This is a genomic window from bacterium SCSIO 12643 (assembly GCA_024398135.1).
GTDB lineage: Bacteria > Bacteroidota > Bacteroidia > Flavobacteriales_G > Salibacteraceae > CAJXZP01.
Map to the genome: position 1 here is coordinate 964,589 of CP073750.1, position 12,345 is coordinate 976,933.

Genomic DNA, 12,345 nt, shown 5'->3' on the forward strand with positions numbered 1-12,345 from the left:
ATGAATTTCAATCGTCAAATATTCGTACAAAATACTGAAATTTCGGATACGAGTCGTGCATTTATTATTGCTGAAGCAGGTGTAAATCATAATGGAGATATGTCTATTGCAAAGCAATTAATTGACGTTGCTGTAGAAGCAGGTGTAGATGCCGTTAAATTTCAGATGTTTAAAACTGAGAATCTAATTTTAGAAGAAGTAGAAAAAGCTCCTTATCAAAAGAATACCACAGATGCTCAGGAATCTCAATTCGACATGTTAAAGAAATTGGAAGTTACCAATTCTCAAAATCAAGAACTTATTGATTACTGTAATGAGAAAAATATCATTTTTCTCTCAACTCCATTTGACGAAGAAAGTATTGAGGACCTTGTCCAATTAAACCTACCTGCTTATAAAATTGCCTCAACAGACACCACCAATTTACCATTTCTTAGAAAAATCGCTCAAACCGGAAAACCTCTTTTTCTCTCAACCGGGATGTCTTATATGGCAGAGGTTGAAATGGCATTAAGCGAAATTTATAAATATAACAAGCAGGTAGTCTTACTGCAATGTACCGCTAATTATCCAATTGAAGATTCGGAAGCCAATCTAAGCGTGATCAAAACATATCAAGATAATTTTGATGTTTTGGTAGGTTATTCCGATCATTCTGTTGGACTTGGAGCTTCAGTATATGCGATTCCTATGGGCGCTAAAGTAGTAGAAAAACATTTTACTTTAAGTACTGAGGATGAAGGCCCTGATCATCTTGCTTCTTTAAATCCGCAACAGCTTAAAGAATATGTCTTGGCAATTCGTCAGGCTGAAAAGTACATGGGGACACCTATCAAAGTCCCATCATTTGCCGAACAAAAAACCAGAAGCTCTTTACAAAAATGTTTAGTTGCTAAAGAAGATATTCGAGAAGGAGAGTTATTTACATTAGATAATATTATTGCTAAGCGTACTGGTGGCAAAGGCATTTCCCCCATATATTACTCTAATTTCATTGGGCAAAGAGCTTCAAAATCATATAGAAAAAACGAAATTTTGAATGAATAAAGAACAAGTCATCCTTATAGGTGCTGGTGGCCATACAAGGTCGTTAATCACAATAATCAATTACGATAAATATGATATTGTAGGCATTTATGACGATTCTTTTTCTCCTAATCGAAATGAATATATAGGATCAGTTCCTGTAGTAGGTAAGCTTGACGATATTCCTATAGGGAATCATCTAATAATTGCAGCGGGAAATCTTGCCACAAAAAAAAAATATACTGAGATGTTTAAGGAACATCTCGTAGATTACAACTTTTCTCATTCTACTACAATCATAGAACAAGAAGTTAGTTTGGGTACGCGAAATCAATTCTTTGCAGGAGTTATTGTCAATGCATTTACTAAAATTGGAAACGATAATATCGTTAACTCCGGTGCAATTATTGAGCATGAAGCGAAAATTGGAAATAATAACCATATTTCCGTTGGAGCAGTATTATGTGGAAGGGCTAAAATTGGCAACAACTGTTTTATTGGAGCATCAGCTGTCATTATTGATGGCATAGAATTAGGAGATCAAATCACAATTGGAGCAAATTCAGTAGTGATAAATGATATTACGGAACCTGGGACGTATGTTGGAAATCCCGCAAAAAAAATCAAATGATATACGTTTCTTCGTCATGTGTCAAAGCACGTAAAATCAAAGATGCTGTTGAAACCATTGCAAAATTTGGATTTAAACGCATTGAATTATCCGGAGGAACGGATTATTACGAAGGCTATTTGGATGACCTCGTAGAACTTAAAAATAAATATGGACTGGAGTATCTTTTACATAATTACTATCCTGCTCCAAAAGAACATTTCGTTTGCAATCTTGCATCGCTAAATGAAGATGTTTATCAAGCGACATTAAATCATTATAAAAATTCTATTGAAGTTTCCGAAAAACTAGGAGCCAAACAATTTGGTCTTCATGCTGGTTTTTTGATTGACCCGAAAGTTACAGAATTAGGTAAGCCTATCACAAAACAAAATGCTTTCAATAAATCTGAAGCCATTGATCGTTTTTGTGAAGGTCTTAGTATCGTCCAAAATTATAGTCCAAATGTTGAGGTTTTTGTAGAAAACAATGTTTTTTCAGCAAAAAACATGGAAAACTTTAAATTCAACCCCTTTCTATTTACATCTTATGAGGGATTGCTTGAACTTACTCAACATTTAGATTTCTCGGTCTTACTTGATATTGCTCATCTTAAGGTAAGCTGTAATACTTTGAACATTGATTTCGATACACAATTAGAAAAAGTTTTTGCAATTGCGAATTATATTCATATTAGCGATAATGATGGAAAAAGCGACTCTAACCAAATGGTTCAGAAAAAAAGTGACTTATTTAAAAAGCTAAAACACTTCGACCTGACAAACAAACCAATTACACTGGAAATATATGAGACCTTGGAAAACATTCAAAACTCATATCAGTTAATTTTTCCATTAACACATTCAAAAAATGCAACAAAATAAATTTATACCAATTTATGAACCTCTTTTGGGAGGAAATGAATCCAAATACCTCAATGAATGTATCAATACAGGATGGATTTCTTCTAAAGGACGATTTGTAACTGAATTTGAAACAAGCTTTAATTCTTTTATAGGCAGTTCACATGCTTTATCAGCATCCAATGGAACAGTTGCTTTGCATCTCGCTTTAGAAGCTCTAGGCATTAAGCCAGGAGATGAAATCATTGTTCCTGATCTCACATTTGCGGCTTCAATTAATGCAATTCTATATTGTGGTGCGACTCCTGTTTTGGCAGATATTGAAAAAGAAACTTTCAATATGGATTTCTCCAAAGTTGAAAAACTGATTACTTCAAAAACTAAAGCGATCATGCCTGTTCATTTATATGGTTTAGCATGTGATATGGATGAATGCTTATCAATCGCAAAAAAACATAACCTATTAGTTGTTGAAGATGCTGCAGAAGCTTTTGGAAGTGAATTCAATGGTCAAAAACTAGGTTCTTTTGGAGATGTTGCCACCTTTAGTTTTTACGGTAATAAAACCATCACGACCGGAGAAGGGGGCATGATCACATTCAAAAATCAAGAAGTTTACCAGAAAGCCAAAGTTCTAAGAGATCATGGTATGGACCCACAAAAAACCTATTGGCATAATTTTATTGGGTATAATTATCGAATGACAAATATGCAAGCCGCTATCGGTTTGGCTCAGATTGAAAGAATTGACGATATCCTGAAACAAAAAATTAAAATTGCCCAGCACTATCGTAATCGTCTTGAAAATGTCCCTGGTGTTTCTTTTGTTTCAGAGTCGGAAAAAAAATTAAACACTTATTGGCTGGTAACAATTCTTGTTGATCCTGACCAATTTGGATTAAGTCGAAATGATCTTCAGAATAAATTAAAAGAAAATAATATTGATTCAAGACCAGTGTTCTTTTCGCTACATATTATGCCCCCATATAAAGAATATCATAAAATAGACTTGACAAATTCAAAATATGTTTCAAATAACGGTATCTCACTACCATCTTCATTAAATCTGTCTACTGAGGATTTAGATCGAATTTGTGATTGTATTATTTCTCTACATAAAAACTAATTAAAGCGACTTGTTATGTATAATGATAAAACTATTTTAGCCATTATTCCTGCAAGAGGTGGCAGCAAGGGATTACCAGGAAAAAATATTAAAAACCTTTTAGGAAAACCTCTTATTCAGTGGACTATTGATATTGCAAAAAAATCAAAATATCTGGATCGAATTATGGTGAGTACGGATAGCCAAGAAATTGCAGACGTTTCAAAACAAGCAGGAGCTGAAGTTCCATTTTTACGTCCTGCTCATTTAGCTACAGATACAGCAACAACTTTTGATGCCGTTGCACATACGATAAACCACTATAAAGAAAATGAAAAGATAGAATACGATTATATTATTTTATTGGAACCGACATCTCCATTAAGAGAAGATGATGATATTGATAATATGATCGAAAAATTATTAAGTAATCCTGAAAAATATGATTCTTTAGTCAGTGTGGGAGAAGTAGGTGAACACCCATCTATTATGAAAAAAATTAGCCAGGGTAAATTTGTCATTAATTATTGTGAGAGTCTGGAGATGAAAACCAGAAGACAAGATAATGACGCGGCATATTTCCCATATTGCGTTGGATATTTGGTAAAAAAAGACGCTTTACTTCGAGAAAAAACATTTTACACGAAAAAAAATACATTTTGGGAAATCAAACGTTACCAATGTTATGAAATTGATGATCTGTATGATTTTCTCGCAATTGAAAATATTATGAGATATGAGTGGAACAAATAACCATAAATTTTTAGTAATAGGCCTGGGGTCTATGGGAAAAAGAAGGGTGCGGAATCTAATCGCCCTTGGACATAAAGAAAACATTGCTGGATTTGATCCAAGAACTGATCGCACAGCAGAAGCTGCGGAATATGGAATTCCGGTTTTCAATGATTTTGATGAAGCGATAAAAGAATGGAAACCTACCAGATTCATGATCTCAACTCCTCCAAACTTCCATTCGAAATATATGAATATTGCTTTAGAAAACAATATTCATAGCTTTATTGAAGCATCTGTCGTAGATTCTAAAGAAATAATGAACATCTCCAATAAAACTAAGAGCCAATCTCTGGTAATGGCTCCATCGTGTACCATGCGCTTCTACCCTGGCCCAATTAAAGTTAAAGCGCTCGTTGAAGAAAAGGCCATTGGAGATGTATTATACTTTAATTACCAAATTGGACAATACCTACCAGACTGGCATCCATGGGAAAAAATTCAGGATTTCTATGTTTCCAATCCTGACACTGGTGGAGCTAGAGAAATTGTTCCATTTGAACTTACCTGGCTAAATGATGTATTTGGAGATTCTACCCCTTTAACCTGTGTTCGTAGAAAACTAACTGATATGCCAGCAGATATCGAAGATATTTATAGCTGTGTTTTAGAGTATCCTGGAAATATTCTTGGTAATCTCACGGTTGAAGTCATCTCACGACCAAAAGCGACAAGAGAATGTAGAATTATTGGATCAAAGGGCGAAATTATTTTTAGTGGAGAGACAAACAGTGTAAAATATATCAATACAGATATGGACGATTGGAAAGAATTCTCTTTTGATTCAGGAACTGTACAATCAGGATATATTTACCCTGAAGAGCCTTATATTAATGAAGTAAAAGCATTTATTGAGGCAGTCGAAAATGTTCAGGATGGCCAACCTAATAATTACCCAAATACATTAGAAGAAGATTATAAAATTCTACAAACATTGTATAAACTTGAAGAATTAAGCGATGGAAAAAAAGACTTATCAAGATAGACTCTTAAAAGCAATCCCCGGGGGAGGGCATACCTATTCCAGAGGATATGATCAGTATCCAGAAAGGTCTCCTCAACTTTTAAAACGAGGGAAAGGAGCATATGTGTATGATGAAAATGATCAAAAACTTTTGGATTACGGAATGGCTTTAAGAGCTGTTAATCTAGGTTATGCTAATGAGGAAGTAAATCAAGCTGCTTTAGAGCAAATGGAATTTGGAAACAATCTGACCAAACCAAGTTTGACAGAACTTCACGCAGCAGAATTATTGATCGACCTCATTGATAGTGTAGACATGGTAAAATTCACAAAAAATGGTTCAACAGCTACCACTGCAGCCATTAAATTGAGTCGTGCTTATACTGGTAAAAACTTAATTGTTCGCTGCGCTGATCATCCGTTCTTTAGTTTTGATGATTGGTTTATATCTTCTACTCCAGCTACTTTGGGTATTCCGAAACAAGAAATTGGTAATACTAAAATGTTTCAATATAACAATATTGAATCTTTGGAAAATCTTTTTCAAGAATATCCTGATCAAATTGCCTGTGTGATCCTGGAACCTTCTACAACAGAACATCCAAAAGATAATTTCCTTCATAAAGTAAAAGATCTATGTCATAAAAATAGTGCAGTTTTCATTTTAGATGAAATGATCACAGGTTTCAGATGGCATATTAAAGGCGCTCAACATTATTATAATATCACTCCTGATTTATGTACTTTCGGTAAGGCTATGGCAAACGGCTTTTCAGTGGCTGCAGTAGCAGGAAAAAGAGAAATCATGCAATTAGGGTCTATCGAATTTGAAGGTTCCGAACGTTTATTTTTTCTGTCTACCACTCATGGTGCGGAAATGAATGGACTCGGAGCATTCATCAAATCAATGGAAATTATGCAACGTGATAACGTGGTCGAACATATATGGAATTATGGTGAATCATTAATACAAATGATGAACGATGTAGCTGCAGATTTTGAAATGGAGAAACATTTTATTGCTGGAGGTATCCCATGTAGTCCTTATTATCTTACTATGGATAAAGAAGGAAATAATTCCCTTGGACTTCGCACGCTATTTTCTCAGGAATTAATTAAAAACGGTGTTTTAATGCCTTGGATTGCTTTAAGTTACTCGCATGGAAAAGAAGAACTAGATTTCACAAGAAATGCGATGGTAAAAAGTATGGAAGTATATGTTAAAGGAGTTCAGGATGGTTATGAAAAATACCTTATCGGAGAACCAATAAAACCAGTATTTAGAAAATATAATTAAAAATGATCTCAAATCAGATTGTTGTTATTACAGGAGGGGCTGGGCTTATCGGACAGGAGTTTGTTAGGGCAGTTATTGAAAATAATGGAATTGCGATAATAGCTGATATCAACCTCGAACTTGCTGAAAAAGCAAAGTTCGAACTTTCGCAAGAATTAGAGACTGATAAAATAGATGTCATTCGCTTAGATATCACTTCTGAAAAATCTGTAAATAGTTGCATCGATGAACTTGTATCTAAATACAAAAAAATTGATGCATTGGTTAACAATGCCTATCCCCGAAACAAAAACTATGGAAATCATTTTTACGATGTAAGCCATACTGATTTTGTAGAAAATATGGGATTAAATATTGGGGGCTATTTTACAACTTCTCAGCAATTTGCAAAGTATTTCGAATCACAAGGTTTTGGAAACATCATCAACATCTCTTCAATTTATGGAGTAATTCCTCCCAAATTTGAAGTCTATCAAAATACTTCAATGACTATGCCTGTTGAATATGCAGTAATTAAGTCCGGACTTATTCATTTGACCAAATACATAGCTAAATATCTAGCAGGTAAAAACATTCGAGTAAATGCGATAAGTCCTGGAGGGATATTTAATCATCAACCGGAAGCTTTTCTGGAAGCGTATAAAAAAGAATGCTTAAATAAGGGAATGTTAGATAAGTCGGATCTTAAAGGCACTTTAATATTTTTATTAAGCGCTGATAGTAAGTATATCAATGGTCAAAACATTATAGTAGATGATGGTTTTGTCCTATAAATTTACCAAATAGTGAAAAGTTTACTTATCATAGAATCGCCTCTACAGCTGTTAAATGCGTATGAGGCGATTTTTAATTTTGACATATCTGACGGAATACTACTAATTCGTTATTCAGGTTTTAAACAAAACGATCGGCAAATTGATGATATTCTTGAAAAAGTCAAATCCCCCAATAATGTCCAGGTTAGAAGTGTTCTTATTCGTGTAGCTGATAGAAACTTATTGGATTACGGGAAAGCTTTTCTTCAAAAACTAAAATTAGGTGTCGAGAAATTCGAGACCATTTACGTTGGAAATTACGACTCTCCATTTATTAAATTGGTTATTGGGAAGAAGAAAAATCTAATTTTACTGGATGATGGTTCCAGGACAATCTCTGCGCAGCAAAAATTTTCTAACAAACACCATTTCGATTGGTTTACATTTTTTGACCTCGTACCATTCAAAGGGCAAAAGATTTATTCCAATAAGTTTGAATACATTCAAAAAAGAATTCAAAAATCAGATTCTTCTGAAAAAAAACCTATCATCTTTATTGGCGCTAACTTATCAGAAGATGAGATTATCTCCGAAGAGTATAATATTGATTTGATCAAAAAAATTGCCAAACGTTATTCTGATTATAATCTCTTATACGTTCCTCACCGATCAGAAAATCAGTCCAAACTAAAGGTTATTTCTTCAATTGAAAATATAGTTCTCAAACACTTGGACTTTCCAATTGAACTATTACCGGTTTATGACTACCCAATTCCATCCCAAATTATTTCATTTTATTCCACTGCATTATTTACTTTAGGTAAAATTTACGGGGTTCCCTCAACTGCATTTAGATTTAATTATCGCAAAAGTGAGTATATGGATCATATCGATAGTGTTTATGATTATTTTGAACAATACATGTCCGTAATTGCAGAAAACGACATTTAGCACATATATGTCCGGAAAAAAACTCTCTAAAAATATTATCATCTATGGGTTAAGTAATGGACTCAAATCGCTGGTTCCATTTGTTATGTTACCCATTCTCACCACACATATTTCTGCGGAAGGTGTTGGATTATTATCTTTGGTTGAGACTTCAATTCTTTTTTTAACTCCTATCATTTTTTTGAATCTTGAAGCAGGAATTGGAGTTGAGTATTTTAAATTAGACACCAAAAACCTTGCAAAATATATTAGTAATGGAGTCCTACTCTCCTTTGGAATATTTTTGATTTCTCAAGCCATCTTTTTTATTAGTCAGAATCTTATAAGTCAAACCTTTGGGCTCCCCGGGTATTTAGTTTTGCTCCTACCCATTTTTGTTATTCTACGTTTAATTCCAACGATCTTACTTGTAATTTTTCAAGCAAAACAAAAATCCGTTAATTATCTGTTTTACAGTCTATCTCAAACCGTTTTTGATTTCACTCTCTCTGCACTGTTTATCATTTACTGGAAACTTGGTTATCAAGGGAGACTGCAAGGCACCTATATAGCTTTTTTTATAGCCTCAATAATAGGTATCATATATATATATAAATTAGGATATATCGATTTTTCTATTTCCTCCAAAAGCATTCAAAGAATTATACGTTTTGGAGTTCCCTTGATACCCCACGCTATAGGAGGTACGATTATCGCCATGTCAGACCGTTACTTCGTATCGATATTTAGTGGCAACTCCGAAGTAGGACTATACACCGTTGCATACCAAATTGGAGCTTTAATGCTTTTATTCAGTCTGTCAGTTAATCAAGCATGGTCTCCAATGCTTTACGATTTACTAAATAAAAAAGATCTCAAATCCGTACAAAAATTCACAAGCATCTTATTTATTTTATTTCTTGTGATAGGAGTTATTGTTTATTTCTCTACTAATCTCATTTTTGAATTACTAATTGACCCTTCGTTTTATAGTGCAAAAACTTACGTTCCGTTTTTATTATTGGGATTCATTTTCCAATCTATTTATTTCCTTTTTGCAAACTTTATTTTCTATAGTAAAAAAACACAGGTTTTGGCATCAATAACTTTCTCTGGAGCGATTCTTAATCTGATCTTAAACTACTTTTTTATTAAAAGTTATGGAGTAATTGGTGTAGCATACTCAACAGCTATTACATGGTTTTTGTTTATGTTAGCAACTATTATCATTGTCAAACTTAAATTCTATAAAGTTGATCACGATTCTTAAAGCCATTATGCGAACAGTTTTCACATTCTTCGTGAAGAAAACCGTTTCCTCGTATGGTAAAAATCTTAGAGTTAATTTTTACTCGAGACTCACAAGAAACACATTTTTAGGTGACAATGTTAACTTCAACGGAATGATTATTCGTGGAAATGGTAAAGTGACTATCGGAGATAATTTCCATTCTGGAAAAGAGATTTTAATCGTAAACTCCTATCACAAATATGATTTTGGAAATGCGATTCCATATGATACTCAAGAAGATATTCATCGGGATATTATTATTAAAGACAATGTATGGATTGGAGATAGAGTGACCATTTTAGGAGGAATTACCATTGGAGAGGGTGCCATTATCCAAGCGGGTGCAGTGGTTGTAGGTGATATTGAGAAATATGGTATTGCTGGAGGAAATCCCGCTAAAGTTTTCAAGCATCGAAATATTGATAATTACTTAAAGCTTAAGTCAGAAGGGAAGTTTTGCTAAGCAATAAAGAAATATATGCTGAGTTTTGTGAGAAATCATCTTTACCATTGATTTTTCAAACGCCCCAATGGCTTGATGCTGTGGCAGGTTCAAATAACTGGGACGTATTACTTAGTTTTCAGGGGAATTTATTAAGTGGCGCAATGCCATATGTTACATCTTCTAAATTTGGTTTAAAACAGATAACTTTACCATTTCTCACTCCTTATCTGGGACCTATTGTTATTTTTCCGGAAGACTTAAAAATTCAAAACAGGCTTTCTTTTAAAAGAAAAATCATCAAACATTTAGTCGATCAAATTCCAAAGAATGATCGATTTATCACACAAACAGATTTCTCGTTTGATTTTTGGCTCCCATTTTATTGGAAAGGTTATCAGCAAACAACAAGATATTCCTATTTATTAGACACTTCTCCAGATATTAAAGAATTATCAAAAGGTTTTAAACCCAATATCAGAAAGCATATAAAAAAGGCAAAAGAATTATTCTCCGTTATTAGCTCTGAAAAAACGGATACCCTATACGAATTACATCAAAACGATCTAAAACTAAAAGGAGAAAGTCTTCTCTTTACTAAGGATCAATTTGAACAATTAGATCATGGGATTAAATCATCAAATAATCGTCTCATACTCCACGCAATTGATGACAACAATAATATTGTTGGTGGTTTTTATCTCGTTTTTGATAAGACATACGCACACTATTTAATCGGTGCGGCACAACCCAACGCAAGAAGTTCAGGTGTCATGAGTCTTTTAATGGAAGAGGCTATTCTTGAAGCTAAAAAAAGAAAACTAATCTTCAATTTCGAAGGAAGTATGCATGAAAATATTGGTCGTTTCTTCAGCTCCTTTGGGGGTACTCCTACTCCATATATGCAAATTTCTAAAACAAGTAATAAATGGCTAAAAGAGTTTACCCGTTTTAATCATGGTTAATTGCGTTTTTAGCCAAATACTCAATCATCTTCAGATAAACATCTCTCCACCCGCTCCAATGCCCCCACTCAGAGAGTGAATCATTGTGCCATAAACTCACAAAAGTTCCATTATACTTTTTCACCTTCTCGATATACTCGGTAAAATAGTCGATTGCATTCTCTGGTCCTTCTTCAAAGTAATATTTGATGGTCGCCTCCATTAAATAAAATGGATACACCTTTAATGACGTGGCTTCATCGTAATCCAAATCATAAAAAGTAAATGGAACACACGTACCCGCCCTAAAACCCATTTTGGCAGCGTATCCCATCGTATAATCTTCTTTCGCACCATACTCTATCAACTGACGATAAGACTGGGGCAAATTCAATTTAATAAAATGAAATCTACTTTTAATAATAGGTTGATGCACGATCTTCTCAAGTCTGGAAAACTCGGCTTTTAACTTCTGCATTGACATGCATGAAGCATAACTTGGATGTAAACCAATATCAGCGTAATCGTTAATACCTTTAATCAGCGCCTGAAGTTTATTACTTGAAACTGGGATGCTTTTATCATGTACGTCATAATCTCCAACATGAAAGAAGAAAATAGATTTTAAATCATGTTTCCTATGTAAATTTAAAATCAATTCAAACGTATCAAACGGGTCTTTTCTGACCCCCAAATGACTTGCAATTTTTGAAATAACTTCTGCAAACTCACCTTTAAAAAAATCCCTAACAATTGCCCCAATACCTCGAATAGCACCCTTCTGAATATGCGCATACGCATAATCTACATCAATGGTATTGATATATTCAAAAGACCTTAGATTAAACACTAAATCAGGATACTTTTTTAATAGCATCTTTTGTAAGTGCTCAACCCAAATGTTTACTACCGGTTGATCTAAAAAATCATATTTAAACGCAACACTACTCTCAGGAGAAAAGCGATCATGTTTATCTCTTTTATGAGGCAGATACTCTTCATAACGACTGATCATATAAAAAGCTGCTGCAAAAACATCAAATGAAATATCGGATCCTGAATTGTGAAACAAGGTCACAAAATCTCCATCAGTATTTACCTTTAGATTTTGTTCCGATATTTTTTTATCGAACAAAATCTTTTCTGGAATAATTTTAACTCCCGCTATATCCTGATTACTGTAATTAATGACAAACTGCTTTGTATATACCTCATCGCGATTCGTAATTATTTCCGAGTCTATCCCTAATAAGTCTTTAAAAATATAAGAAGTGATATACTTTAATCTTGGCGTAACTGCCGTACTGTAGATATAAATCTTCAAGT

The 12,345-nt window shown here is 33.8% G+C and carries 13 protein-coding genes; 12 read left to right on the forward strand and 1 reads right to left on the reverse strand.

The genetic code is table 11. From position 1 onward, the window contains the following. From neuB to KFE94_04220, 12 genes are read left to right on the forward strand one after another with little or no spacing between them, the layout of a single operon-like run. Positions 1 to 1,047: an N-acetylneuraminate synthase gene (gene neuB, locus KFE94_04165; GenBank protein UTW67317.1), complete on the forward strand. Its 1,047-nt coding sequence runs from the start codon at positions 1 to 3 to the stop codon at positions 1,045 to 1,047. Next, positions 1,040 to 1,657, forward strand: a complete 618-nt coding sequence (locus tag KFE94_04170) for a NeuD/PglB/VioB family sugar acetyltransferase (GenBank protein UTW67318.1) — start codon at positions 1,040 to 1,042, stop codon at positions 1,655 to 1,657. The genes neuB and KFE94_04170 overlap by 8 nt, the downstream gene beginning before the upstream one ends. Then, positions 1,654 to 2,520, forward strand: coding sequence for a sugar phosphate isomerase/epimerase (locus KFE94_04175; protein ID UTW67319.1), 867 nt, complete (start codon positions 1,654 to 1,656; stop codon positions 2,518 to 2,520). Before KFE94_04170 ends, KFE94_04175 begins: the two co-directional genes overlap by 4 nt. Further along, a complete protein-coding gene (locus tag KFE94_04180) occupies positions 2,507 to 3,625 on the forward strand; it encodes a DegT/DnrJ/EryC1/StrS family aminotransferase (GenBank protein UTW67320.1) in 1,119 nt (372 codons plus the stop codon). Before KFE94_04175 ends, KFE94_04180 begins: the two co-directional genes overlap by 14 nt. 15 nt (positions 3,626 to 3,640) lie before the next feature. After that, positions 3,641 to 4,357: an acylneuraminate cytidylyltransferase family protein gene (locus tag KFE94_04185; GenBank protein UTW67321.1), complete on the forward strand. Its 717-nt coding sequence runs from the start codon at positions 3,641 to 3,643 to the stop codon at positions 4,355 to 4,357. Further along, positions 4,341 to 5,381, forward strand: coding sequence for a Gfo/Idh/MocA family oxidoreductase (locus tag KFE94_04190; GenBank protein ID UTW67322.1), 1,041 nt, complete (start codon positions 4,341 to 4,343; stop codon positions 5,379 to 5,381). The genes KFE94_04185 and KFE94_04190 overlap by 17 nt, the downstream gene beginning before the upstream one ends. After that, on the forward strand, positions 5,356 to 6,657 hold the full coding sequence (locus KFE94_04195) for a glutamate-1-semialdehyde 2,1-aminomutase (protein UTW67323.1): 1,302 nt from the start codon (positions 5,356 to 5,358) through the stop codon (positions 6,655 to 6,657). The genes KFE94_04190 and KFE94_04195 overlap by 26 nt, the downstream gene beginning before the upstream one ends. 2 nt (positions 6,658 to 6,659) lie before the next feature. After that, on the forward strand, positions 6,660 to 7,430 hold the full coding sequence (locus tag KFE94_04200) for an SDR family oxidoreductase (GenBank protein UTW67324.1): 771 nt from the start codon (positions 6,660 to 6,662) through the stop codon (positions 7,428 to 7,430). 12 nt (positions 7,431 to 7,442) lie between these two features. Next, entirely contained in the window at positions 7,443 to 8,363 is a 921-nt protein-coding gene (locus KFE94_04205; protein UTW67325.1) for a hypothetical protein, read from the forward strand. A gap of 7 nt (positions 8,364 to 8,370) precedes the next feature. Then, positions 8,371 to 9,612, forward strand: a complete 1,242-nt coding sequence (locus KFE94_04210) for an oligosaccharide flippase family protein (GenBank protein ID UTW67326.1) — start codon at positions 8,371 to 8,373, stop codon at positions 9,610 to 9,612. Between the two features lie 7 nt (positions 9,613 to 9,619). Next, entirely contained in the window at positions 9,620 to 10,096 is a 477-nt protein-coding gene (locus tag KFE94_04215) for an acyltransferase (protein UTW68210.1), read from the forward strand. After that, complete coding sequence (locus KFE94_04220) at positions 10,090 to 11,040, forward strand: GNAT family N-acetyltransferase (protein ID UTW67327.1); 951 nt, start codon at positions 10,090 to 10,092, stop codon at positions 11,038 to 11,040. The genes KFE94_04215 and KFE94_04220 overlap by 7 nt, the downstream gene beginning before the upstream one ends. On the opposite strand, the gene KFE94_04225 is transcribed toward KFE94_04220, so the two are convergent. Beyond that, complete coding sequence (locus tag KFE94_04225; GenBank protein UTW67328.1) at positions 11,027 to 12,343, reverse strand: polysaccharide deacetylase family protein; 1,317 nt, start codon at positions 12,341 to 12,343, stop codon at positions 11,027 to 11,029. The genes KFE94_04220 and KFE94_04225 overlap by 14 nt on opposite strands. Positions 12,344 to 12,345 lie beyond the last annotated feature (2 nt).